Annotated in this window: 28 protein-coding genes; 23 read left to right on the top strand and 5 right to left on the bottom strand. The window is 30.1% G+C overall.

Annotated features, from left to right (window positions below):
• Positions 1–2 precede the first annotated feature (2 nt).
• The 8 genes from BUA92_RS05525 to BUA92_RS05490 all read left to right on the top strand — a co-directional run bounded on the left by BUA92_RS05525 (position 3) and on the right by BUA92_RS05490 (position 6,823).
• On the top strand, positions 3–455 hold the full coding sequence (locus BUA92_RS05525; protein WP_073017557.1) for a PTS sugar transporter subunit IIA: 453 nt from the start codon (positions 3–5) through the stop codon (positions 453–455).
• Between the two features lie 12 nt (positions 456–467).
• Positions 468–1,541: a mannonate dehydratase gene (uxuA, locus tag BUA92_RS05520; protein ID WP_073017555.1), complete on the top strand. Its 1,074-nt coding sequence runs from the start codon at positions 468–470 to the stop codon at positions 1,539–1,541.
• Positions 1,542–1,552: 11 nt separating this feature from the next.
• A complete protein-coding gene (locus BUA92_RS05515) occupies positions 1,553–2,182 on the top strand; it encodes a bifunctional 4-hydroxy-2-oxoglutarate aldolase/2-dehydro-3-deoxy-phosphogluconate aldolase (protein ID WP_073017553.1) in 630 nt (209 codons plus the stop codon).
• Between the two features lie 36 nt (positions 2,183–2,218).
• Positions 2,219–2,926 carry an HAD family hydrolase gene (locus BUA92_RS05510; protein ID WP_207650336.1) on the top strand — a complete coding sequence of 236 codons (708 nt, stop codon included), beginning with the start codon at positions 2,219–2,221 and terminating at the stop codon, positions 2,924–2,926.
• 668 nt (positions 2,927–3,594) lie between these two features.
• Positions 3,595–4,299 carry an N-acetylmuramoyl-L-alanine amidase gene (locus BUA92_RS05505; RefSeq protein WP_073017551.1) on the top strand — a complete coding sequence of 235 codons (705 nt, stop codon included), beginning with the start codon at positions 3,595–3,597 and terminating at the stop codon, positions 4,297–4,299.
• A 41-nt stretch (positions 4,300–4,340) separates the two neighbouring features.
• Complete coding sequence (locus BUA92_RS05500) at positions 4,341–4,562, top strand: DUF1659 domain-containing protein (RefSeq protein ID WP_073017549.1); 222 nt, start codon at positions 4,341–4,343, stop codon at positions 4,560–4,562.
• A 356-nt stretch (positions 4,563–4,918) separates the two neighbouring features.
• The gene (locus BUA92_RS05495; protein WP_341411507.1) at positions 4,919–5,380 is read left to right on the top strand and encodes a YdeI/OmpD-associated family protein; all 462 of its coding nucleotides are present in this window, start codon (positions 4,919–4,921) and stop codon (positions 5,378–5,380) included.
• Positions 5,381–5,536: 156 nt separating this feature from the next.
• Complete coding sequence (locus BUA92_RS05490; protein WP_073017545.1) at positions 5,537–6,823, top strand: FRG domain-containing protein; 1,287 nt, start codon at positions 5,537–5,539, stop codon at positions 6,821–6,823.
• Between the two features lie 57 nt (positions 6,824–6,880).
• Here the strand turns inward: BUA92_RS05490 and BUA92_RS05485 are convergent, their stop codons facing one another.
• A complete protein-coding gene (locus BUA92_RS05485; protein ID WP_073017543.1) occupies positions 6,881–7,468 on the bottom strand; it encodes a sigma-70 family RNA polymerase sigma factor in 588 nt (195 codons plus the stop codon).
• Between the two features lie 286 nt (positions 7,469–7,754).
• Between BUA92_RS05485 and BUA92_RS05480 the strand changes: the two genes are divergently transcribed.
• Complete coding sequence (locus BUA92_RS05480; RefSeq protein WP_073017541.1) at positions 7,755–8,402, top strand: epoxyqueuosine reductase; 648 nt, start codon at positions 7,755–7,757, stop codon at positions 8,400–8,402.
• 92 nt (positions 8,403–8,494) lie between these two features.
• The gene (locus BUA92_RS05475; RefSeq protein ID WP_073017539.1) at positions 8,495–8,842 is read left to right on the top strand and encodes a hypothetical protein; all 348 of its coding nucleotides are present in this window, start codon (positions 8,495–8,497) and stop codon (positions 8,840–8,842) included.
• Between the two features lie 86 nt (positions 8,843–8,928).
• Here the strand turns inward: BUA92_RS05475 and BUA92_RS05470 are convergent, their stop codons facing one another.
• Positions 8,929–9,357, bottom strand: coding sequence for a C40 family peptidase (locus BUA92_RS05470; protein ID WP_073017537.1), 429 nt, complete (start codon positions 9,355–9,357; stop codon positions 8,929–8,931).
• 242 nt (positions 9,358–9,599) lie between these two features.
• Between BUA92_RS05470 and BUA92_RS05465 the strand changes: the two genes are divergently transcribed.
• The 4 genes from BUA92_RS05465 (at position 9,600) to BUA92_RS05450 (ending at position 13,294) form a co-directional block, all read left to right on the top strand.
• The gene (locus tag BUA92_RS05465; protein WP_073017536.1) at positions 9,600–10,616 is read left to right on the top strand and encodes an AI-2E family transporter; all 1,017 of its coding nucleotides are present in this window, start codon (positions 9,600–9,602) and stop codon (positions 10,614–10,616) included.
• A gap of 194 nt (positions 10,617–10,810) precedes the next feature.
• The gene (locus BUA92_RS05460) at positions 10,811–11,689 is read left to right on the top strand and encodes an HDOD domain-containing protein (protein ID WP_073017534.1); all 879 of its coding nucleotides are present in this window, start codon (positions 10,811–10,813) and stop codon (positions 11,687–11,689) included.
• Positions 11,690–11,876: 187 nt separating this feature from the next.
• Positions 11,877–12,623, top strand: coding sequence for a 2,3-diphosphoglycerate-dependent phosphoglycerate mutase (gene gpmA / locus BUA92_RS05455; RefSeq protein ID WP_073017532.1), 747 nt, complete (start codon positions 11,877–11,879; stop codon positions 12,621–12,623).
• A gap of 134 nt (positions 12,624–12,757) precedes the next feature.
• Positions 12,758–13,294, top strand: a complete 537-nt coding sequence (locus BUA92_RS05450; protein ID WP_073017530.1) for an N-acetylmuramoyl-L-alanine amidase — start codon at positions 12,758–12,760, stop codon at positions 13,292–13,294.
• A 191-nt stretch (positions 13,295–13,485) separates the two neighbouring features.
• Here BUA92_RS05450 and BUA92_RS05445 read toward each other — a convergent pair whose 3' ends face one another.
• Entirely contained in the window at positions 13,486–13,974 is a 489-nt protein-coding gene (locus BUA92_RS05445; RefSeq protein ID WP_073017528.1) for an HD domain-containing protein, read from the bottom strand.
• A 319-nt stretch (positions 13,975–14,293) separates the two neighbouring features.
• On the opposite strand from BUA92_RS05445, the gene BUA92_RS05440 reads away from it, so the two are divergent.
• The 3 genes from BUA92_RS05440 to BUA92_RS05430 all read left to right on the top strand — a co-directional run bounded on the left by BUA92_RS05440 (position 14,294) and on the right by BUA92_RS05430 (position 16,784).
• Positions 14,294–14,986 (top strand): iron-sulfur cluster assembly scaffold protein, encoded by a 693-nt coding sequence (locus BUA92_RS05440; RefSeq protein WP_021802716.1) that lies wholly within the window; start codon positions 14,294–14,296, stop codon positions 14,984–14,986.
• A gap of 26 nt (positions 14,987–15,012) precedes the next feature.
• Positions 15,013–16,014, top strand: coding sequence for a GGGtGRT protein (locus BUA92_RS05435; RefSeq protein WP_073017525.1), 1,002 nt, complete (start codon positions 15,013–15,015; stop codon positions 16,012–16,014).
• 284 nt (positions 16,015–16,298) lie between these two features.
• Complete coding sequence (locus BUA92_RS05430) at positions 16,299–16,784, top strand: GNAT family N-acetyltransferase (RefSeq protein WP_073017523.1); 486 nt, start codon at positions 16,299–16,301, stop codon at positions 16,782–16,784.
• Between the two features lie 596 nt (positions 16,785–17,380).
• Here the strand turns inward: BUA92_RS05430 and BUA92_RS05425 are convergent.
• Complete coding sequence (locus tag BUA92_RS05425; RefSeq protein ID WP_073017521.1) at positions 17,381–17,923, bottom strand: GNAT family N-acetyltransferase; 543 nt, start codon at positions 17,921–17,923, stop codon at positions 17,381–17,383.
• A gap of 246 nt (positions 17,924–18,169) precedes the next feature.
• Here BUA92_RS05425 and BUA92_RS05420 point away from each other — a divergent pair, with 246 nt between their 5' ends.
• The 4 genes from BUA92_RS05420 to BUA92_RS05405 all read left to right on the top strand — a co-directional run bounded on the left by BUA92_RS05420 (position 18,170) and on the right by BUA92_RS05405 (position 21,078).
• Positions 18,170–18,598, top strand: coding sequence for a polysaccharide biosynthesis C-terminal domain-containing protein (locus BUA92_RS05420; protein WP_175550860.1), 429 nt, complete (start codon positions 18,170–18,172; stop codon positions 18,596–18,598).
• 166 nt (positions 18,599–18,764) lie between these two features.
• On the top strand, positions 18,765–19,385 hold the full coding sequence (locus tag BUA92_RS05415; protein WP_073017517.1) for a class I SAM-dependent methyltransferase: 621 nt from the start codon (positions 18,765–18,767) through the stop codon (positions 19,383–19,385).
• Positions 19,382–20,224: a polysaccharide deacetylase family protein gene (locus tag BUA92_RS05410; RefSeq protein ID WP_073017515.1), complete on the top strand. Its 843-nt coding sequence runs from the start codon at positions 19,382–19,384 to the stop codon at positions 20,222–20,224. The genes BUA92_RS05415 and BUA92_RS05410 overlap by 4 nt, the downstream gene beginning before the upstream one ends.
• Positions 20,225–20,310: 86 nt before the next feature.
• A complete protein-coding gene (locus BUA92_RS05405; protein WP_073017513.1) occupies positions 20,311–21,078 on the top strand; it encodes a MerR family transcriptional regulator in 768 nt (255 codons plus the stop codon).
• Positions 21,079–21,116: 38 nt separating this feature from the next.
• Here BUA92_RS05405 and BUA92_RS05400 read toward each other — a convergent pair whose 3' ends face one another.
• Positions 21,117–21,773, bottom strand: coding sequence for an HAD family hydrolase (locus BUA92_RS05400; RefSeq protein WP_073017511.1), 657 nt, complete (start codon positions 21,771–21,773; stop codon positions 21,117–21,119).
• Positions 21,774–22,183: 410 nt separating this feature from the next.
• Between BUA92_RS05400 and BUA92_RS05395 the strand changes: the two genes are divergently transcribed.
• Together BUA92_RS05395 and BUA92_RS05390 are read left to right on the top strand one after the other, a co-directional pair.
• Positions 22,184–23,062 (top strand): polysaccharide deacetylase family protein, encoded by an 879-nt coding sequence (locus BUA92_RS05395; RefSeq protein WP_073017509.1) that lies wholly within the window; start codon positions 22,184–22,186, stop codon positions 23,060–23,062.
• A 171-nt stretch (positions 23,063–23,233) separates the two neighbouring features.
• Positions 23,234–23,755 carry a sigma-70 family RNA polymerase sigma factor gene (locus BUA92_RS05390; RefSeq protein ID WP_073017507.1) on the top strand — a complete coding sequence of 174 codons (522 nt, stop codon included), beginning with the start codon at positions 23,234–23,236 and terminating at the stop codon, positions 23,753–23,755.

Here is a 23,755-nt window from a genome sequence, read left to right as displayed (position 1 = left end):
TTATGCTAGGAATTGTAATAGCCACACATGGTACTTTAAGCGATGGCATCAAAGATGCAGCAGAAGTTATTATGGGAAATACAGAAAATATAGTAACAGTAAATTTAAATGCTGGAGATGATGTTGAGAAACTTGGTAAGAAGATAAATAGCTCTATTTTAGAAGTAAATCAAGGCGATGGTGTTCTGGTATTGGTTGATTTAGTAAGCGCAAGCCCATATAATCAATCAGTTCTTGTTACAAATCAATTAGAGCAAGAACTAAAAGACAAGGTTTATATTATTGGTGGAGTTAACTTACCTATGTTATTGGAAATAATAAATCATCAAATTTTAGGAACACAAATAGAAATAGTTGCAAAATCAGCTGCAGAACAAGCAAAAGACTGTATTAGTTTATGGCATGCACCTGTAGATGTAGATATGGATGATACTGATGAAGATGATGATTTTTAATGGAGGAATAAAATGAAGTGGGGATTTAGATGGTATGGAGCGAAAGACTCTATTCCTTTAAAACATTTCAGGCAAGTTCCAGGTACAGATGGGGTTGTAGGAACCTTATTAAATAAGTTGCCTGGAGATGTTTGGGAAATTGATGAAATAAAAGAATTTAAAGATTCAATTGAAAAAGAAGGTTTAGAATTACTTGGAATTGAAAGTGTTGCGGTTCATGATGCAATTAAAGCAAGAACAAAAGATTGTGATCATTATATTGATAATTATATTAAAACAATTAGAAATTTAGCAGCATGTGATATTCATTTAGTATGTTATAGTTTTAAGCCGATTTTTGGATGGGCTAAAACAAATTTAAAACATGAAAATCCAGATGGTAGTTATTCATTGCTATTTGATCAATCTGTCGTAGAAAATATGGATGCGAAAGATATGTTTAAGCTTATAAATAGTCAATCTAATGGATTTAAATTACCAGGATGGGAAGAAGAGCGTCTGAAGAAGTTTAATGATTTGATGGAAATGTATGAAAATATCACAGAGGAAGATTTATTTAATAACCTTGCATATTTTCTAAAAAAAGTTATTCCTGTTTGTGAAGAGGTTGATGTAAAAATGGGTATTCATCCGGATGATCCACCATGGGAAATTTTTAATCTTCCAAGAGTAACAAAAAATTTAGAGGATTATAAGAGAATAATAAATATTATTGATTCTCCTTATAATGGGGTAACACTTTGCACAGGATCTTTAGGAGCAAATCCAGAAACAGATTTAGTCAAAGTAATACATGAATTAGGAAGTAGAATTCATTTTGTACACTTAAGAAATGTTGAATTTTTAGGAGAACAAAAATTTAGAGAATCTGCTCATTTGAGTATTGATGGATCATTTGATATGTATGCACTTATGAAGGCACTTGTAGATATTAACTTTGATGGTGTAATCCGTCCAGATCATGGACGTGCAATTTGGGATGAAATAGCAATGCCAGGATATGGTTTATATGATCGTGCTTTAGGTTTCACTTATTTAAGAGGCTTACACGAAGCTATAACAAAGTCTCAAAATGAAAATAGATAGGAGAAAGAGTAATGAGTGTAGATGTATATAAAAAATTAGGAGAAATAAAGTTATTACCTCTTTATACTGCAACTGATTTAAAGTATTTAGATGATTTGGAAGAGATTCTTTTGCAAAATGATGTACCTTTTATAGAAGTAACATTTAGAAGCAATCTTGCTTTAGACGCAATTAATAAACTTTCACAATCTGGTAAGTTGATTGTTGGAGCAGGAACTGTACGTACATTAGAAGAAGCTAAGAAGGCAATTGAAAATGGAGCAAGTTTTATAGTTTCTCCAGCTGTGATTCCAGAGGTAATAGAATATTGTATTGAAAATGAGGTTCCAGTTTTCCCTGGAACAGCAACTCCAACTGAAATTCAAAAAGTAGTTAGTTATGGACTTAATGTTGTGAAGTATTTCCCCGCAGATATTTATGGTGGTTTAAAAGCTATTAAAGCATTAAGTGGACCATTTTATGATGTTAAATTCTTGCCAACAGGGGGAATTAATGCAGATAACTTTATGGATTATGTTAGTAACGATTATATTTTAGCGGTTGGAGGATCTTTTATTATTTCTGAAAAAATGATTAAAGAGGAAGGTAAAGAAAAGACAAGCAACTTGTTAAAATCATTAGTTGATCAAATTAAAGCTTAGTGCAATATTGCACGGCTTTTTTTTTAGGAGGATTATATGAGAATGGAAAAACCTGAATTAGTTATATTTGATATGGATGGGTTAATGTTTGATACTGGACAACTAGCATATCGTGCATATATAGAAGGTGCTAAAAATTTTGATTTTACAGTGAATCATTCTGTATATTATTATTTGACTGGACGTAGAGAGCCCGAGATTCGAGAGGGAATGAAAAAATTATACGGAAAGGATGTTCCTGTATCTGAATGGAGAGATAAAATCATTTTAAATAGAGAAAAAATTTTAAGTGATGAGAAGCGTGTATACAAGAAAAAAGGTTTATTAGAACTTTTGGAATTTTTAAAGAAAAATTATTATAAAATAGCTTTAGCTTCTTCTAATAGCAGAGAGAAAATAAAACACTATTTTAAAATTGAAGATATGCCTGATGTATTTGATATCATTGTATCAGGAGATGAAGTCTATAATGGAAAACCAAATCCTGAAATATTTTTAAAGGCCTGTGAAAAAGCAAAAGTTTTACCAGAACATGCTTTAGTATTAGAAGATTCTATAGTAGGTATTAAAGCTGCTTTGCAAGGAAATATTAAACCTTTTCTAATTCCAGATGACATATCTAATTTACCAACACACAAAGGAAAACATCCGTTATTAATAAATCCTGAAGAGTCTCTTATTACGATACCAGAGAATGTAGAAACTTTTAAAAATTTATTAGAAGTTATAGATTACTTGAAATGATTAATGTGTAATTCACCTGTTTTTATTTATAAAATGCCCTGAAAGCCGCATAAACACTATATATAGTTATATAGCTAGCTAGATAAGAATATATCTAGCTATATTCCCGAGGATTAAAATTATAAATAATTTTATGCGTTAATCAACGATTTATTTGAAAAAGAAAAATTAATTGAAGAAGTTGAAAAACTTATAAATGAAAATAGCTAAATATAAAGGTGTTAACAAAATAAAAAATAGTACATTTTATTTTCCTTCAGAATAAAAGTTTGGAGGATTTTTGTTAAAGAAATTTATGATAGTAGAAGATGTTAGGGTTAGAATATAAATTATATTTACAGAGAAGATGGTAAGTCATCTTGCATAAAAAATGTAATTGTTCAATATATGCAAAGGCAGTTGGTTAGTAAGTTTCGTCTTTCAGTTTTATAAATTTTGCTAGTGAGCAGACATGCTACTAAAGGATTAATTTAAGGCATAGAGTTTTCACTCTATGCCTAATTTTTTTTGCTTTGAGATTAATGGTGTTAGAGTTATTTTCTAAATATCAGCGGTATTGAATATGAATAGACACTATATTGCTACGCAAATAAAATTCAATTTTATCCTATCTTAACTTAGCAATTTTTTGGGAAATGACATATATATTCTGTGAGGAGGTTGATAGATTGAGTAATGTATTAAAACTAGCCATTGATATTGGTCATAATTGCAGTTATGACATAGGGGCATCTGGGATTAAGTCAGAGGATAAGTTAAATCTTGAGGTAGGTAGTAAATTAATTGAGAAATGTTTAAGTGCAGGTATTGAGGTTATTAAATGTTTACCTAGTAGTGCTTCAAGTCTTTATGACTCTTTAAACAAGAGAGTAGCTATAGCTAATAATCATAATGAGGATTTCTTTATATCTATTCATCATAATGCATTTCCAGGAGCGCAAGGATGTGAGATTCTTTGTTATCCAGGCAGTAAGGGGATAGATATTGCAAAAGTAATACTTCCAGAGATTGTTGACCTAGGTTTTAGAGACAGAGGGGTAAAAATTAGGGATGATCTCTTTGTATTAAAGAATACTAAAATGCCTGCAATTCTTATTGAATGTGCTTTTTGTGACAGTGAACATGATATGCAAATTTATAACTCTGAAGCTATGGCAGCTGCAATTTTTAGAGGAATTAAAAAGGCTTTTAATATCCATAATGAAGAAAGCAATCAGGCAAAAGAAGAAGGCTTATATCATGTAGTAAAAAAAGGGGATAACTTATGGACATTATCAAAGATTTACTTCACAACAGTAAAAGAAATAGTAGCTCTAAATAATATTGAAAATCCAGATTTAATATATCCTAGTCAAAAAATAAGAGTTAAGTAAATAATCAAAAATTCTATTTAAAATGAAAGGAGGCGAGTCAGATGACAGAATCAATTTTAACTTCATTAGCTTTAGTTGTAGAATATAAAAGCGGATTAGATAAAGAAGGAAAAGATGTCTACAAGAAGCAAAGATATTCAAAAATATCTGAAGATGCTACAGATGAAGCTTTATATGATGTAGGAAATGCTATAGGACAAGTGATTGATACACAGACATATAGAGTTTCAAAAGAAAATAAATTCGAACTTTTGAGATTGTAACCCTTATTGCTGTAGAAGCTTGGTTCTCAAAGCTTCATTAGAGTCATTTAATATAAATGATTAGACTGACGCTGAGAACAACGTCTACCGAATAGAAGTGTAGAAGCATTCCTCAGCTTCATTAGATTCATTTTTAGCCCCATCAAACTCTTTTAAGATTTTGATGGGGCTAATTCTTTATAAAAATGACAGTGGTTGTCAGGGTTTTGTTGATATACTAATAATAAGAAAACAAAAGGAGTGAGTTAATCATAAATATTGAAGGTTTACTTAATGTAAGGACAAGGGAAGAACTAAGAATTTGGTTGCAAGATAATAGTTCAATTGAAACAAGTTGTTGGGTAGTGATTAGTATTGTGCCTAAAGCAGATACATTATTATATCTGGACGTGGTTGAAGAGGCTTTATGTTTTGGATGGATTGATGGAATTAAAAAGAAAAATTCAGAAAATAAGCTTGTTCAACGATTATCTCCTAGAAGTAAAAAAAGTTCATGGACAGAATTAAATAAAGAACGTGTAAGGCGTCTTGAGAAACTTGGACTTATGACTGATGAAGGAAGAAAGGTCTTACCTGATATGAGTAGTAATTCTTTTATTATTGATAAGTTTATAGAGAAAAAGTTGAAAGAAGATGAGTTAGTATATGAAAATTTTATGAATTTCCCTGAGCTTTATAGAAGAGTACGAATAGATACAATACAACAGGTGAAAAACCAACAGGAATTATTTATGAAGAGATTGGATAAGTTTATAGAAAATACTAAACAAGATAAGATGTATGGTTCATGGAATGATAATGGACGCCTTATTGACTAAAAGAGGCAAGTGAAAAACGAATCACAGGAATAAACCCTAACATAGCTCGACCAGTTTTATATAATGAATGTAGTAATATGGAAATACTTACTGTAAAATAGAAATAAGTGTAAGTAATTAATAAAAGTATTTTGGTTCACTTAGGAGGGAGTTATTTTGTTCTTTATTTTCTTTGAAAAAATATATACTAATCCATTTGTAGAAAAAGCATTTTATTTAGTGTGTGGAGAAAAACTTATTACTGATGGATACTGTGATATGAATCGTTATATATCTGGCAAGATTAGCAAAGATTCAATGCTGCAAATATTAAAGAATATAGATTCTCCATTTACTGAACTATATAGGAGTAAATTCGTTGAAGCAAAGGATATTGAGAAAGCTCTTGATGAATTTATTAATTCCAAAGCTATGAAGAATTATGGAAATGTTGACTTTATGAAATTTGAGGAAGCACAGGCTTTAATTAATTGGATTTACAAGTCAATAAACACAATGGAAGAGCGTTTAGTAGCTACTAAGGAAATGATGAAGTCATTGAAAGAAAAGTACAAGCTATCAAGTGAAGTAAATATTTCTCAAGGAATAGTATATCTAAATTCAACAGTTGATTTAAACTTTTTGTCTTCCATTGAAGAGTTTTTTAAATATATTAGAGAAATGTCACTACCAGGGAAAACATTATTTTATAGGGGACATGCAGAAGCTAATTATATACTAATTCCTTCATTAATGCGTAGGCATAACTGGAGGATTAACGAAAGAAAAATGTACAACGAATTAATAATTAAGTGTCCAAGTAGTTTTGAAAAAATGAAATCTCATCTTGAATATCTTGTGGAAATGCAACATTATGGATTGCCTACGAGGCTATTAGATATAACAACTAATCCCTTGGTTGCCTTGTATTTTGCTTGTGAAAACTATCAAGATTCATTTGGAGAGATTGTAGTTTTTTCTGTTGATGATAATTCTATAAAATATCCTCAAAGCGATACTGTTTCTATATTGGCAAGTTTACCTATGTTTGACTATGAAAAACAACAAGAGATGTATGAGTGTGCAAGTGATAAAAATATGTCTCAAGAGCAGTTTAATATAAAAGTACATCGTTTACTACAGGAAGTGAAATCTGAAAAGCCTGCATTTAGAGATGAGATTGAAAAAAATGATTTACTTAGCAGTGTAGTGGTATTGCCACTTAAAAACAATAATAGAGTACTTAAGCAGGATGGAGCATTTATATTATGTGGTTTATCTAAAAATTATAAAGATTTAGATTTAAATGAGTTACGATATAAAGATTCTAATAAAAAAAGACAAGTATTTATAATTAAAGAGAAGAAAAGTTTTATAGATATGTTGAATGCTTTTTCCATAAACAAATCAACTCTTTTTCCTGAAATTGATGATGTTGCTGATTTTATTAAAGGAAGATACTAATATGCGGAAGACAATTTGTCTTCCGCAAAATAATTGATTATTTAAGTTTAATATACCTTAATTACCACTAATTGAAATCCCATTTTTAAGATTGAATTTCAATTTATTAATAATACTGTTTTTCTTATTAACAACTTTTGAGTAGTTAAGATTGCTATGCAAGGAATATTGCTTTAAGGTATGTTTTTTAAGAAAAACATAGTCTACAAGCTTCTTTTCAGTGTGACTAAGCTCACTAATTGCTTTTTTTAAGTTATCAATATCAATTTTTTTGATAACTTCATCTTCTATAAATTCCTTATCATTTGAAACTACATGTTCAAGATTATCAGTAAGAATTAATGTAGCCGCTCCATCAGTTTCATTTCTTTTATTAGCCAATCTTATCAATAAACCCACTGAGTTTTTTATTGAGATAGTAGCATAGGCAACGAACCTGTGTTTATCAGGATTATATCGACTTAAGCAATTAAATAAACTGTTATAACATTCATTAACGATGTCTTCAAATTCAAAACCATGAATATAAGATCTTTTTGCAAGATTCAATATAAATGGTTTAAAATTTTCTGCTAATTCTTCCTTTGCTCTCATATCTCCTTTTATCGATAGTAACGCTAATCTTTCCACTTCATCAAAATTCAAATTTATCACCTCTTACTCATTTTTTAATAGGAGGTTGATAGGGTGAGTAATGAATTAAAATAGTCATTGATATTAGTCATAATTGCAGTTATGACAGGGTTGGAATTGAAAGGATTCTCAAGTATTTTACCTATAGGAAAATTATACCATGAATCAGTACTGAGAGGAATAGATGTTCTTTTTATAATGTAATTTATATAATGATTTGGTAGATAGTTGGAAATGATTATTGTAAAATTAATCTTAGGATAAGTATTTAAATAAAAATTTACTTAGGGGTAATATTATGGATGAATTAATCTCTGAATTAAATTCTCGTAGCGTTAATTTGATAAAAACAGTTGATATAACTATGCTTTCACTAAAGGAAAATAGGGGTTATAGTTTTGCTATCTTAATAGGAATAGCTTTAAGTCCAAGTTATATAATGCGTCTATCAAAAGAAAATATACCAGATCACTCTGAGTTTGGTGAGACGGAACGACTTGTTGGTGAGATAGCAGAATGGACAGCAGATTTTATTATTAAGAAAGGATATAAAGCTTTTGCACAATCCGATAGAAATTTAATACATGAATTTTATGATAAGACTACTAAAACTACTCAACTTCCTCATAAAAAAATTGCTGTATTATCTGGATTAGGATGGATAGGAAAAAGTAATTTATTTATTACTCAAGAATATGGAAGTGCTGTATGTTTGAGTACCATTTTAACAAATGCGCCATTATCTATTGAAAGTAGACCAGTAATAATGCCTAAGTGTGGGGAGTGTACTGTATGTAAGGATATATGCCCTACAGGTGCTATCTATGGAACTACATGGAGACCTGGTATAGATAGAGATGATATAGTAGATGTGTATCGCTGCGATGGATGCCTAAAGTGTATGGTGAATTGCCCTTGGACTCAAAAATATATGAATATCAACTAGATATTTCATTAAATTTATTAGTTATAAGGAATAAAAGTATATCTTAATACAAATATTAATTTAGTGGAATAATTAAATTGGAGTTGATACAAATGATGGAAAAAGCTATGTTTACACAAACTGAATTATTAAATATATGTAGGGCTCAAGAGTATATCAATAATATGAAGAGAAATGGCTATAATGTTGAGATTAGTGAGCTTGTAGATAAGGAAATAAGTAATAATATTGATAGGTTAAGCACTAGAGATAGAGAAGTTCTATTTAGTGAGATAGACAAGATAGTTAATGAAATTAAAGATTATAGCTTTGTTAATCCAGAAGCATATAAAGATTATGTTCAGGATATAACTTCTGTTAAAAATGATATACAAGCGAGCTATATTAATGATATGCAGGAATTAGTAAAGCAGCATTTAAGTGATTATATAGGTTCATAATTATATAAAACAATATAATATAAAAATAGGATGTACTTAGTTATAGTTTTAAACTATAAGGTAACTTAGTACATCCTTTATTGTTTTTAGTTTAATATTCTTCTTGCGCCAATGAATGTCCATATTGGAGATATCTTAACTACGCTACCAGTTCTAGGTGCGTGAATAATTTGTCCATCGCTTACATAGATACCAACATGTCCAGAGTTAGTAAATACTAGATCACCTGCCTGTAAATCAGCTCTAGCTACAGATGTTCCTTCTTTGATTTGAGTATAGGTTGTCCTAGATAAATTTATGCCTAATTGACCGTATACATATTTTGTGAATCCAGAACAATCAAAAGATGAAGGACCAGTAGCGCCATAAACATAAGGTTTTCCTAAGTGTTTTTTTGCTTCATTAACTATATCTTGTCCACTAACAGTAGCTGCATTTGCTTTAACTATAGCGATTGAGGTAGATGATACTATGAATATTAGAAACAGCATTAAAAACTTTTTAATAAATTTCATATTAATTCCCCCTCTTATAATATATTTATAAAGCATTATACTAACGTTTTCAATGAAGAATATATACAAGATAAGGAATAATCTTCTTATATATAAAGAATTAACCTAAGATATTAGGGGGAGGAGAGATAGGCAATAAAGTTTAAATAAATTTTTTATATTGTAAGGATTAATGCATTGATATAAGAATGTATTATGGTATAGAATTAGATTATTGTGTTAATTTTAGAGGAGATGATATATTGAACTTTATTGAAAGAAATTTGACAAGTAACTCGTTTAAAAAAGCATTGGCATTAGTTTTATTAATAGCTGCACTATTTTTGTTAAAAGATTTTATGTCATTGATACTTCTTACTCTAATCGAGGTGATACTGATACTGGATCTTTCAAAAACCTTGTATAAAAAAGCTAGGTTTAAAAGGATATTTACCAAAAGAATAGTTGATATAATATCATATTTTTTAGTAGTATTAGGTCTAATTGGTTTTTTAGTAGTTTTTATTCCTAATATAGCTAATCAAGTAAACTTGTTAATAAATGGAATTAAAAATTATGATTTTAGTGAGTTTATCTCAAAGTTTGATAAGTATAATTTGGATATAAAAGAAGACACTTTGATGAAGGGATTATCCAGTATTAATGTACTTACTATGAAAGCTGTGGGATACATTAAAAATACAGGCTTTAATATAGGTCTTTCAATATTATTATCATTTATGTACATATTAGAACAACATAAACTTAAAGCATTTTTCCAAAGATTTGAGACTGGAAAAGGAAATTTTCTTTATACATATTATAAATCTTTAGCTAAAATTTTTATGAAATCATTTGTTGTTGTTATAGAAATGCAGCTAGTAATTTCTTTAATAAATGCCATAATATCAAGCATAATATTAACTTTACTTGGTTTTGAAAATGTCTTTATACTTGGGCCAATGATGTTTATATTAGGACTTATGCCTGTAGTAGGAGTAATAGTTTCTTTTATTCCTTTAAGTATATGTGCATTACAGATTGGAGGAATATCTAAGCTGATATCTGTTGTGGTAATGATTATAGTGCTGCATGCTTTTGAGAGTTATGTTTTAAATCCAAAGATAATGTCTTCGGCTATACATTTACCTATATTCATAACATTCACTGTTCTTATACTATCAGAGCACTTTTTAGGGGCATGGGGTATGATAATAGGAATACCACTCTTTGTATTTATTTTAGAACTTGTAAATGGGGAAAGAGAAGAAATAGCATAAATGATATAAACTACTTAAAGTTGTATAATTATACTTCTTTAAGTAGTTTGTTTTTTTATAAAAATTAGTGTAGCATCTTTTCAATTATTTAACTTTAATTTAAAGTTTAAATGTATTGTATAAAACTATAAAAATATATATAATTATGTCATAATATACATAATTTTCTGAAAAGACTTATGGGGGTGCTAAGAATGAAAATATCAAAAGAAAGTGTAATAAGTGTTATTAAAAATACAGACAAGCTACCAACAATTAAAGCAGAAATATCCGATTTAATAATAATGATAAACAAAGAAGAGGACATAAATATTACTGAACTTTCATTGAAAATAAATGAATGCGGAAATTTAAGAGAAGCTTTGCTTACTAATATTAATTCTGGATATTTTAAGCTTCAAAGAAAAATTGAATCAATTAAAGATGCAGTTGTTTATTTAGGGATGAGAGCAGTAGAAAAATTAATAGTAGCCTATTTAATAAAATCTCTTTTACCTACTAATTTAGGTAATTCTAAAGAGTTAAATAGTGAAATGTATTGGAAACATTGTTTGGGTACATCAATAGCTGCAAATTTAATAGCTGAAAAGCTTGGAATTGAAGATAAATATAGATATTTTGCCTATGGGCTAATTCATGATATTGGATACACTGCATTAGATGTGTGTTTTCCTGAGATAGTTGATGAGGTATATGAGATTCAGAAAAAAGGAGTAAGTCAGGTTGTTGCTGAAAGAATGATAATGGGAGGATGTACTCACAGCGATATAGGGGAAGTGCTCTGTGAGAAATGGAATCTTCATGAGGATATAAAAACAGTAGTTAAACATCATCACACTCCTTTGGCAGCTGAGAATTATAAATTAGAAGTAATGATATTGAGTGTTGCTGACGCTATAAGCACACTATATTATGAGAAATTGGTAAAAGTAAGTACTAACTTTTCATTAAGCCATAAAATAATTGATGAATTAGGATTAGATATGGAGTTTATAGAAGAGATTAGCAAGGTACTCCCTAATAAGGTTGAAATGGTTAATAAACAATTAAACTTTGCAATTCTAAGTCTTTAGATTATTGATAATAATTATCAATAAGATGATTTTAAACATAAATACATAAAGTAATGGTTTAAATCAGTTTTAAACTCATTATATTAGGATATTTGAGATGTGATATTTTAAATCAGTAGTGATAAAATTAATATATAGAAAAGAGATAGTACATATTTAATAACTGGTTTAAAGAGAGGGATTAAGAATGAAAAAGATAGTATTATTAAGACATGGAGAAAGTGTTTGGAATAGAGAAAATAGATTTACTGGATGGTCTGATGTTGACTTATCAGATAAAGGTGTACAAGAAGCAATAAAAGCTGGACAAGTGCTTAAAGAAGAAGGATATACATTTGATGTAGCTTTTTCTTCAGTATTAAAAAGATCAATAAAGACTTTGTGGTATGCATTAGATGAGTTAGATCTTTTATGGATTCCAGTTCAAAGATCATGGAGATTAAATGAAAGACATTATGGGGCCTTACAAGGACTTAATAAAGCAGAAACAGCTAAAAAGTATGGAGATGAGCAGGTTCATAAGTGGAGAAGAGATTCAGCTGTCTATCCACCAGCTTTAGATAAAAATGACGAAAGATATGCTGGACTAGACAATAAGTACAAGGATCTTAAAGAAGATGAAATACCATTAACAGAAAACTTAAATGATACAATAGATAGAGTAATACCATATTGGAATGACGTTATAGCACCAACTATTAGGTTGAATAAAAAGGTTATAATAGCAGCTCATGGAAATAGTTTAAGGGCTTTAGTTAAATATCTAGATAACTTATCTAATGAAGAAGTTACTAACTTAAACATTCCAACAGGAACTCCGCTAGTTTATGAACTAGATGATGATTTAAAACCAATTAGACATTATTACCTAGGAAATACTGAAGAGATAGAAAAGTCAAAACTAGAAGTTGAGAATCAAGGCAAAGCACAATAATATATTAAGCCAGTAGAAGTAAATTATTATTTCTACTGGCTTTTTCCATTTATTATGAAAACAAATTTTGACTACGGTACATATATTAATAAAGAACGATACTTGCCCATGAAGTTACAAAGGAGGAAATATTAATGAGAATTGCCGTAAGAAGAGGATATCAAAGAACTGGAGAAGATTTAGGTGCCATAGGGCTTTTAAGAGAGGTTGATATTGCAGAAGATTATCATATAGAACTAATGAAGCAGTTAAGAGCTTTAGGGCATGAGGTTTTAGATGTAACTCCGCCAGAAGCTCATAGAAGTTTAACTGATAGTATTGATTATGGTGTAGATAAAGCTAACGCTTGGGGGGCAGATTTATATATATCTTGCCAAACTAATAACTACTATCATAGATTTAATGGAGCATTAGGATCAGAGGTTCTTTATTATAAGTGGAGCAATAAAGGAAAAATATATGCAGAAAATATTGAGAAGCATTTGGTTAAAATTGGATTCAGGTCAAGAGGGGCTAAAGGTGATGCTAAATATTTAATAGAATTAGCTAAAACAGAAATGCCTGCAATTATTATCAAAGCATTTTTTGTAGAAGCCTCAGAAGATGTAGCGCTTTGGAGAAGTGTTGGTGCTAAAGGTGTAGCAGAAGCCATTGCAAGAGGGTTAAAATAAATATAATACAGGTAGCAGATTTTGCTACCTGTATTTTTTATTGCATAGGAAAGTGCATTCTTCCTATGCAATAAAAAATGCAAGGGGTGCAGGGGCGGTTGTGCTCCCCGCCGCTTAAGGAGGGTGCTCAGACACGCAGTGTCGTCGGAGGGAACCATAGGGTTCCCTAGCGAAGTGGCGTAGCCGCTTTTTTAGTACATAGAATCTAAATATGTTTTGAAGGTCTTTGTTTGTCCATATTTTTCCTTAAATACTTTTATGGACTCAGGTTTTATGTTATCTTCGTATGCATTAACCAAAAAATCTGCCTCAACCAATATTTGTAAGTCAATGCCATCTATATTGTTATAACTATGATGATTTCCTATTAAATAACTAATCCTCTTAAGAATATCATCATCTAAATTTAAATCCTTAAGTAACTCTTGAGCAACAGGAGGCCCTTCTATTTCTTGATAGTTTCCAGCAGAACTATTATATTTTCTTTCGCTTTCTTTAATGCCTATATCATGCAAAATTGAAGATATATCAAGTATTAACTGAGTTTTATCATCTAATCCTTCCATCTCCCCAATAGTTTTACTAAAAGTATAAACTTTTAACGCATGATTTATCCTTCTAACATCTTTCTCAAAGTAAGCTATCATCTTTTGAACAACAATACTAGTTATATTTTTCATTCATATTACCTCACTTTCAAATTATTACTATTTTATCACTAACATATATCGGGTTCAAGCTATAAAGATAGTATTATACACACTTTTCAGTACTTCCGAAGGAAAGGATATATAAGAAAATTTATGCATTATTATAAGATTACAGGAGGAATTTTTAAATTTTGAAAAATTTATATTGTTTGAGTCATATTCATTTGATAGAATATATGTAGGTAATTAATAACCCGGCGGGACTAAAAAGTTCCCGTGTGAAGAATAGCCCTTTCGAGTAACCTTTAATTATAGGCTATAAATTCGTTTGTTAGGGAGGAGTAAAAAAATGATGTATTCAAAAGAAGTTGAAGAAATGTGTGTAGTTGCCAAAGGCCCAAATCATGGCGCAGCACCAATTCCTGTAGAAGGAAGATGGGTACAAGCTAAAGAAGTAACAGATATATCGGCATTAACTCACGGAGTAGGCTGGTGTGCACCACAACAAGGAGCTTGTAAATTAACATTAAACGTTAAGGATGGAATTATTCAAGAAGCTTTAGTTGAAACAATAGGATGTTCAGGTATGACTCACTCAGCTGCAATGGCATCTGAAATATTACCTGGAAAAACTATATTAGAAGCATTAAACACAGACTTAGTTTGTGATGCTATTAATACAGCTATGAGAGAACTATTCCTTCAAATCGTATACGGAAGATCACAAAGCGCTTTCTCAGAAGGTGGACTTCCTATAGGAGCAGGTCTTGAAGATTTAGGAAAAGGATTAAGAAGCCAAGTTGGTACAATGTATGGTACTTTAGCAAAAGGACCAAGATACTTAGAAATGGCTGAAGGATACGTAACTAACGTTGCTTTAGATGCAGATGATCAAATCATAGGATACAAGTTTGTTAACTTAGGAAAAATGATGGAATCTATCGCTAAAGGAGCAGATGCTCAAGAAGCTTTAGAAAAAGCAACAGGTCAATATGGTAGATTCGATGAAGCTGCTAAAGTAATAGACCCAAGACATGCATAATAAAGTGGTTGAAGGAGGATTTTAAAATGGCATTATTTGAAAGTTATGAAAGAAGAATAGGACAAATAACTCCAGTTCTTGAAAAGTACGGTATTGCATCTTTAGAAGAAGCAAGAAAGATTTGTCAAGATCTTGGATTTGACCCATATACAATAGCAAAAGAAACTCAACCAATAGCATTTGAAAATGCTGGCTGGGCATATGTTTTAGGAGCAGCAATCGCTGTTAAAAAAGGAACTAAAAAAGCTGCTGATGCTTCTACTTGTATAGGAGAAGGTCTTCAAGCATTCTGTATCCCTGGTTCAGTTGCAGATGATAGAAAAGTTGGTTTAGGACATGGTAACTTAGGAGCTATGCTTTTAAGTGAAGAAACTAAATGTTTCGCTTTCCTAGCTGGACATGAATCATTCGCAGCAGCAGAAGGTGCTATAAAAATAGCTGAAAAAGCTAACAAAGTTAGAAAAGAGCCATTAAGAGTTATATTAAACGGTCTTGGAAAAGATGCAGCTCAAATAATCTCAAGAATTAATGGATTTACTTATGTTCAAACTAAGTTTGACTATTACACTGGAGAATTAGCAATAGTTAACGAAATTGCTTACTCAAACGGACCAAGAGCTAAAGTTAGATGCTTTGGTGCAGATGATGTAAGAGAAGGTGTTGCTATAATGCACAATGAGGGAGTTGACGTATCTATAACTGGTAACTCAACTAACCCAACAAGATTCCAACATCCAGTTGCAGGAACATATAAGAAAGAAATGATAGATTTAGGAAAGAAATACTTCTCAGTTGCATCAGGTGGTGGTACTGGAAGAACTCTTCACCCAGATAACATGGCAGCTGGTCCAGCTTCTTATGGTATGACTGATACTATGGGAAGAATGCACTCAGATGCTCAATTTGCAGGATCTTCATCAGTTCCAGCTCACGTTGAAATGATGGGTCTTATAGGAATGGGTAACAACCCAATGGTAGGAGCTACTGTTGCAGTTGCTGTTGCTATAGAAGAAGCTTTAAATAAATAATTTAAGCTTACTTTAATCGTAAATAAATCTAGAAATTGGCCCTGTGCTTAGGAATTGACCTAGGTATGGGGCTTTTTTAATACGATACAGGAATTGGGGAAAGGTGTAAAATTATAATTAAGTAAATTTTTGAAAAGATAAATAAAGGTGAATGTAAAAACATAGATTAGAAAAAGAATATACTACAATTGATGTACAATGCAATTTCGATGACTGAGAGAAACAAAATGGAACAATAATATTTTGGGTGATTTTAATTTGAAAAGTATTTAAGGGGGATTGACATGATAAAGAAAGTTGAAACTGATGTGGAAATTATGAAATGCCAAGAAATAATTAGAAATTCATTTATAACTGTAGCAGATGACTTTGGATTAACAATAAAAAACGCATCTACAAACCCTGCATTTATAACATATGAAAATTTACTGAAATCAATAGAAAAGGGAATGGAATTATATATAAAATATGAAAATAATGAAGCTGTTGGATGTGTAGGGATTCAGAGGTCAAGCAGTAGTAAAGATATCTATTATATTGAGAGGTTAGCTGTATTACCTGAAAAAAGACATCGTGGTGTAGGGAAAAGTTTATTGGATTTTGCCCTTTATAAAGTAAATAAAAGAGAGGGAAAGGAGATATCAATAGGAATAATAGATGAAAACAAAGTTTTAAAAGAATGGTATATAGAATATGGTTTTATCGAAAAAGAAACAAAAATATATGAACACTTACCTTTTACGGTATGTTTGATGATAAAGAAGGTATAGAGTGTTAACTTTTAACGACCTCCTTTTGATGCTTTTATTATATGTTCCATAGTTGTAAGCTTTTCTGAAGCCATGGTCTAACTAGGGGGGCTAAAACGATAAAAAGCCCCAACTTAATGGGGCTAGTTTTCTGTTTAAAGGAAGCTTTAAATGACAGTTGAAAAAAGTTTCAAATCCTTAATCATTTGTTATTGAGTGTTAATATATTATATGTAGAAATTTGTATAAATGATACTAATTATAATCAAATTGTAAAAAAGAAGACAGAAAATATCTTTCTGCCTTCAATGGGGAAATTGGTGTTTCTTATAAAAAAATTTCAACTTAAGTATATTAAATAATCATAGCTTAATCAATAATTAGGACACTAAAATAGTTTTTAAGAACATTGAAATTTAAAATATTATGTTTTGCTATTAAAACTATTAAAATTTCTTAAGTAATAAAATAAAAAGCTCCAAATTAATGGAGCTAATTTACCAATGAAAGGAGTTAACTTCTATGACTGAATTAAAACTATAATAGTTAATATATTATATGTATGCAATTAGCCATATTGTTACAAAAAAGTACATCTAGAAAGTCAAAAATATTCGTTAGTTATAGTTAATTTTATTAAAGTACAATAAATCAAAGTATATTCCGTCAATAAGGTTTGCATCTTTTTGTATTTTTTCTAATTCATATCCATTTTTTCTCAGTATCTTACTAGATGCAATGTTAGCATCAGTTACTCTGGCATTAAGTTTATTAAGCTTAAGAGATTTAAAAGCAAAATCTGTAATTAAAGAAACAGTTTCATTCCCATAACCTCTGCCCCAGTGGTTTCTACTAAGAACATATCCTAGTTCTGCACTTTTTGTTGCTTTATTAAAATCAAATAACATAGCTGTCCCTATAATCTCTTTAGTTGTATTTAAAACAATAGAGGCATACAAATAGTCGCCAGATAATTCTTCTTTCATCATTTCTTTAATATGTTCTCTGGTGTCATCTAAGTTCTTCATTAAATTCCAACCTATAAATTTTTTAACTTCCTTATCTGATAAAAAGTTATGGATATCTTGAATATCATCTAAACTTATTGGTTTAAATGATATGTTAAGACCTTTTAGTGTATGAAATAAAATTGAATTCATTGTTGGGCCTCCTTTAGCATAATATGATAATTAATATCATAATTATAACAGGTTTTTATAAGAAGTAATTTGCAGCATAATAATATTTATATAATTTATGTGAAAAATATGTTGCAAATTTCACAAAAAAGGTCTATTATAGGAAAAGTGAGGAAAAGATTGACTTGTTAATTATAAGGTCCCATGCTTTGCAAAGGTGCTTGGTGTGAGGACTTTTTTTATTAAGAAAAATGAGGAATGATGATAATGGAGTCACAAGGATTTAAAATTATTAAGTTAGCTACATATAACAAAAGACTAAATGATGAAGATAAATACGGAAGAATTATGACAGAAAAAGGTGAACTTGCAATTTTACCTGCAGATGATATAAATTTTTTAGCTTACTGTGATTTTATAAAAGGTAAAGAGCCGAGAGGCAATCATTATCACAAAGAAAAGATTGAGTATCTATATGTCTGTAAAGGAAGACTAAAGGTTTATATAAAGAAAGCAGAAGATTCAGAAGCAGAAGTGCATACTTTTGAAATACAGGGGGGAGATATAGTCTGTATTGAAACTGGATATACTCATGCTGTTGAGACTATAGAAGAGGGATATGGAATAGAATTCTCAAAAACAAAACAAGAAATAATAAAACAAGATTCATTTTATGAAAAAATTACAGAGATTTAGAAACATTTAATAGGAATTAAATATAATAATAAAAAGAGCCTTGTATTTAGGATTAGCCTAGGTACTTGGCTTTTTGTTTTGTAATTTATTGAAAAGCTCTGATTTAGTGATAATATTAATGTATAGAAATATTTAGAAAAAACTTGTTATTGATAGGGGGAGAAAAATGAAGGTAATATTGAAGCAACCACAATTATATAGGTTTTTAAGTTATTGTAATGAAAGTGATCTAGATAAAGAGGTATTGGACTGCGGAGCAGGAGGAGACTTACCACCACTTTCATTATTTTTGCAACATGGTTATAAAACTTATGGATTAGAAATAAGCGATGATCAATTACATAAGTCTAATGAGTTTTCTAAGCAACATGGAATTAATTTAAATATCTCAAAAGGAGATATGAGAAGCCTGCCTTTTGAGGATGAATCCTTAAGCTTTATCTATTCTTATAATTCTATTTTTCATATGACAAAAAAGGATATAGAAACATCCATAAATGAAATTAAGAGAGTTCTAAAGCCTGGTGGGTTATGTTGTTTAAATTTTCTCTCTATAAATGATGAATGGTATGGAGATGGGAAAGAACTTGGGAAAAATGAATTTCTTCAGATAGAAAGAGGAGAAGAGGTTATTCATACCTATTATGAAGTTAATGAAGGTGAAAGCCATTTTAAAGACATGACAATCCTTTATAAAGAAGATAGAGTTATTGAAAGGTTATATGAAGGAGAAATGATAAAACAAGCTTATATAGATTATATAGTAAAGAAAGAAGTGATTGAATGAGTACTGTTATAAACCTTTTTCCAGGTGGAAAGAGAAAAGCATTAACTCTTAGCTACGATGATGGGGTAATTCAAGATAAAAAACTTGTAAGTATTTTCAATAAATATTACTTGAAGGCAACTTTTAATCTTAATTCTGCTATACAAAGTGAGGATAATTATTGGACCCAAAATGGAAAGACTATAAGTAGAATAAATATTGATGAAATTGAGAGGCTGTACAAAGGCCATGAGATTGCTGTTCATAGTTTAACTCATCCTCATTTAGAAGAACTTCCAAAAGAAATGATCTTAAATGAAGTATTTGAAGATAGAAAAAACTTAGAAAAAATAACTCAGTATCCTGTAAGGGGTATGGCATATCCATTTGGCACTTACAATAAAAAAGTCCTCGATGTAATAGATAGCTGTGGAATTGAATATTCAAGAACTGTAAAGCAACATGAAAAATTTACTTTGCCAGATACTTTTCTAGAATGGCATCCAACTTGTCATCATACAAATCCTAGATTTTTAGAAATTACCAAAAACTTTTTGGAGTCAGAAGATAAGTCTATGGAATTATTATATGTATGGGGACATAGTTATGAGTTTGACTTAAATGAGAATTGGAATTTAATTGAGGAATTCAGTAAACTAGTTAGTAATAATAACTCTATATGGTATGCTACTAATATTGAAATCATAGATTATTTAAAAGCTTTAGATGCTTTGAAGTATTCAGCAGATTGCTCAATAGTGTATAATCCTACAGCTATATCAGTTTGGATAGGTGCTTATGGGATAGATATTGAGATTAAGCCAGGAGAAAAACTGTCTATATTACCAAATAAGCAATAGTTAAATAATAAATAAAAAAACTATAAAAAACCTGTTGACTTTAACGCAACGTCAAGGTGTATAGTTAAATTGTCAGGAGGGAGCTTATGGAGTACACAGTGAATAAATTAGCTAAACTAGCAGGTGTTAGCACCAGAACATTAAGATATTATGATGAATTAGGAATTCTTAAGCCGGCAAGAATTAATTCTTCAGGATATCGTATATATGGTGAAGCTGAAGTAGATATGTTGCAACAAATATTGTTTTTTAGAGAATTGGATGTAAGTTTAGATAATATAAAGTTAATCATTACATCTAAAGACTTTGATAAAACCAAGGCACTGAAAGAACATCATGAGAAACTCCTAGAAAAAAGAAAACAGTTAGAAACACTTATCAAAAATGTTGAAAAAACTATTGATAAGGATGAAAGGAGAATCATTATGTCAGATAAAGAAAAATTTGAAGGCTTTAAGCAAAAGCTAGTTGATGATAACGAAAAGAAATATGGTAAGGAAATAAGAGAAAAATACGGTGAGGATGCAATTAATGAATCTAATAAGAGATTCAAAAATATGTCTAAAGAGCAGTATACAGAGTTTGAAGAATTAGGTCAGACTATATTAGATAAGCTTGAAGAGGCTTTTGAAACTGGAGATCCAGCGGGAGAGGCAGCTCAAGAGGTAGCTAAACTACATCGTAAATGGATTACCTTTGCATGGAATAGATATTCAAAAGAAGCTCATGCAGGTGTAGCTCAAATGTATGTAGATGATGAGCGTTTTACAGCTTATTATGATAAAAATAAACCAGGTCTTGCAAAATTCTTAAGAGATGCAGTCGTAATTTATACAGATGCATTAGAAGAATAAAATAGAGCCATTGCAGAGATGCAATGGCTTTAAAGCATTTAAAGAGAAACTATTTTTGTGATTTCACTAGGATGATCTATAACATATTTTGGTGAATAACTTTCAAGCTCTTCACGTGTTCTAAATCCCCAAGTAACCCCAATAGTATCCATGCCTGCTTTTATTCCAGTTTCCATATCAGTACTGGTATCACCTATGTATAAGCATTCTTTAGGGGATATACCTAAAGATTCAGCTGTAATAATGGCACCAATTGGATCGGGTTTTCTTCTAACCCCTTCTTTTTCACCAGATACCATATCAAAGTAATCCTCACCAAAAACCCCATATATATTATCGAGAGTTCTTTCATGTGGTTTGTTTGATAGTACAGCTATCTTTACCCCTTTTTCTTTTAAGGCATGAAGCATGTCCTTGATTCCATCATAGGGTTTAACCTCATGCATACAATGAATTTCAAAATACTCTGTATAAGTTTTAAGAGCATCTTCATAGTTAATTAACTCTTTATCTCCAGAATAGATAAGTGCTCTTTCAATCAACTTTTTATAACCATCTCCAACAAAAATCTTATATTTTTCCTCAGAGATTGGAGCAAGTCCGTATTTAGATAAAGTTAAATTAGAAGTATAGGAGATTGCCTTTATAGAATCAACTAAAGTACCATCTAAATCAAAAATACAACATTTATACATATCAAACCTCCTGCTAGCAAAAAAATTAAAGTGATTATCATAAGTTTAGTATAGCATATAAAGAGAATGCAGTAGAAGTCATATAAAAGATTATAAAAATAATGGGAATATAAAGTTTTAAAATGTAACAAATTTCGCTTTTATTGTATATATTAGTATTATAAGTAGCTAGCAATTCTATAAAATGTATAGAATCTAGAATAAAGTAATGATTAGGTTCGCTGCCGGTATTGCCGGACGGATAATAGGTCTCGCAATCGTAAAAGCTTTTTTAAAGATCTAGGGAAAGTTCGAAAGAACTTTCCTTTTTACCATCTGTAAAATAGAGGGAATGTCAATAAAGTTAAATAATACAACAGTTTTAAAGCATAATAAATAATGAAAAGAAAATAAAAGACAAGGAGGGGGAAATGGAAAATATATTTAGACAAAAGAAAAAGAATAGAATTGTAGTTAAGGGATTGATTTATGGAATAATTATTTTAGCTGTAGCATTTTTTATTTATAATTATACTAACCTTAAAGAAAGGATCATAACTAATTTTTCTAAAGAATTGTACACCGATGGTATTAGTGAAAGTATAGAATCGGCATATCAAGATATGGGTATATTATCAGACAGTATGGCTGTAATGAACATGCTAAAGTCTGGAAACTTTAAAAGTTTGGAAAAAAAGGTTGCATATCTTACCTTTGATGACGGCCCATCAATAACTGTAACTCCTAAAATTTTAGACATACTTAAGGAAAATAAAGTTAATGGTACTTTTTTTATAGTTGGAAATGAGTTGAACAAATCAGATAAGTCAAAAGAGATATTAAAAAGGATAGTAATAGAAGGGAATGCAATAGGGGCTCATACATATTCTCATAACTATAAAAAATTATATCCTGGTGGTAAAATTGATATCAATACATTTATAGGTGAAATAGAAAAAACTAATAATCTAATAACAGGGGAATTAGGAGAAAAATATAGAACCAGAGTAATTCGTTTTCCAGGAGGAAGCTACTCATGGAAGGGAATGGGTGAAGCAGAAAAAATTCTAGCTCAAAAAGGTTATTCCTACATAGATTGGAATTGTATCGTGGGAGATGCAGAAGGAAAACCAAAAAATAAAGACGGACTCATAGATGTTTTTAATGAAACAAAAACAAAGGTTGCTAGAAATGGTAATCTAGTTGTTTTAATGCATGATACATATGGAAAAGAAGCTACAGCAGAGGCACTACCAGAAATCATAAATAAGTTAAAAAGAGAAGGATATGAATTTCATACATTAATTTGAAAGTATATAAGAAGGCAGTAAAATCTAGAGTGATTTTGCTGCTTTTTTAATAATGAAGATTAAAATGGAGATTTCATTAAAATAAATAAAACCTTTTTGAAAAATTACTTGTCTAATAGTTGTAGCTACGATATAAAGGTAGAAGGAGTTTTGAGTTTAAGGAGCATAATAATGAATTTAGATGATAGAGTTAAACGAGCAATTAAGGGAGATGAAGAGTCCTTTGAGTATTTAATAAATACTTTTAAAGAGAATCTTTATAGGACAGCCTATAGTTACGTGAAAAATGAAGAGGATGCATTAGATGTTCTTCAAGAAACTATTTATAAAGCGTATATATCTATAGAAAAATTGAAGGAGCCCAAATATTTTAAAACTTGGATAACAAGAATTTTGATAAATAATGCTTTGGATCTAATAAAAAAAGAGAAAAGAATTATTGAGATAGAAAAGATAGTAAAAAAAGATGCAAATTATCATGAAAATCAAAAATTAGAAGAACGATTAGACATTATAAACTATGTAGACAAGCTTGAAGATAAATATAAGAATGTAATAATACTAAAGTATTTTCAAGACTTAACTATATTAGAAATATCAGAAGTCCTTGAATATCCAGTAGGAACTGTAAAGACACATCTTAATGCCGCACTTAAGAAATTAAGAGTGTTTATGAGTAAGGAGGGTGCTTAA

Origin of the sequence: Clostridium intestinale DSM 6191, assembly GCF_900130055.1 — a bacterium.
Taxonomy (GTDB): domain Bacteria; phylum Bacillota; class Clostridia; order Clostridiales; family Clostridiaceae; genus Clostridium_T; species Clostridium_T intestinale.
The sequence above is the reverse complement of the archived record's forward strand: the minus strand, read 5'-3'. Positions and strand labels throughout refer to the sequence as shown.

Coding starts and splice junctions, on each gene's coding strand:
- BUA92_RS05525 (WP_073017557.1), top strand. CDS start 3: ATGCTAGGAATTGTAATAGCCACACATGGTACTTTAAGCGATGGCATC.
- uxuA (WP_073017555.1), top strand. CDS start 468: ATGAAGTGGGGATTTAGATGGTATGGAGCGAAAGACTCTATTCCTTTA.
- BUA92_RS05515 (WP_073017553.1), top strand. CDS start 1,553: ATGAGTGTAGATGTATATAAAAAATTAGGAGAAATAAAGTTATTACCT.
- BUA92_RS05510 (WP_207650336.1), top strand. CDS start 2,219: ATGAGAATGGAAAAACCTGAATTAGTTATATTTGATATGGATGGGTTA.
- BUA92_RS05500 (WP_073017549.1), top strand. CDS start 4,341: ATGACAGAATCAATTTTAACTTCATTAGCTTTAGTTGTAGAATATAAA.
- BUA92_RS05480 (WP_073017541.1), top strand. CDS start 7,755: ATGGATGAATTAATCTCTGAATTAAATTCTCGTAGCGTTAATTTGATA.
- BUA92_RS05475 (WP_073017539.1), top strand. CDS start 8,495: ATGATGGAAAAAGCTATGTTTACACAAACTGAATTATTAAATATATGT.
- BUA92_RS05470 (WP_073017537.1), bottom strand. CDS start 9,357: ATGAAATTTATTAAAAAGTTTTTAATGCTGTTTCTAATATTCATAGTA.
- BUA92_RS05460 (WP_073017534.1), top strand. CDS start 10,811: ATGAAAATATCAAAAGAAAGTGTAATAAGTGTTATTAAAAATACAGAC.
- gpmA (WP_073017532.1), top strand. CDS start 11,877: ATGAAAAAGATAGTATTATTAAGACATGGAGAAAGTGTTTGGAATAGA.
- BUA92_RS05450 (WP_073017530.1), top strand. CDS start 12,758: ATGAGAATTGCCGTAAGAAGAGGATATCAAAGAACTGGAGAAGATTTA.
- BUA92_RS05445 (WP_073017528.1), bottom strand. CDS start 13,974: ATGAAAAATATAACTAGTATTGTTGTTCAAAAGATGATAGCTTACTTT.
- BUA92_RS05440 (WP_021802716.1), top strand. CDS start 14,294: ATGATGTATTCAAAAGAAGTTGAAGAAATGTGTGTAGTTGCCAAAGGC.
- BUA92_RS05435 (WP_073017525.1), top strand. CDS start 15,013: ATGGCATTATTTGAAAGTTATGAAAGAAGAATAGGACAAATAACTCCA.
- BUA92_RS05430 (WP_073017523.1), top strand. CDS start 16,299: ATGATAAAGAAAGTTGAAACTGATGTGGAAATTATGAAATGCCAAGAA.
- BUA92_RS05425 (WP_073017521.1), bottom strand. CDS start 17,923: ATGAATTCAATTTTATTTCATACACTAAAAGGTCTTAACATATCATTT.
- BUA92_RS05420 (WP_175550860.1), top strand. CDS start 18,170: ATGGAGTCACAAGGATTTAAAATTATTAAGTTAGCTACATATAACAAA.
- BUA92_RS05415 (WP_073017517.1), top strand. CDS start 18,765: ATGAAGGTAATATTGAAGCAACCACAATTATATAGGTTTTTAAGTTAT.
- BUA92_RS05410 (WP_073017515.1), top strand. CDS start 19,382: ATGAGTACTGTTATAAACCTTTTTCCAGGTGGAAAGAGAAAAGCATTA.
- BUA92_RS05405 (WP_073017513.1), top strand. CDS start 20,311: ATGGAGTACACAGTGAATAAATTAGCTAAACTAGCAGGTGTTAGCACC.
- BUA92_RS05400 (WP_073017511.1), bottom strand. CDS start 21,773: ATGTATAAATGTTGTATTTTTGATTTAGATGGTACTTTAGTTGATTCT.
- BUA92_RS05395 (WP_073017509.1), top strand. CDS start 22,184: ATGGAAAATATATTTAGACAAAAGAAAAAGAATAGAATTGTAGTTAAG.
- BUA92_RS05390 (WP_073017507.1), top strand. CDS start 23,234: ATGAATTTAGATGATAGAGTTAAACGAGCAATTAAGGGAGATGAAGAG.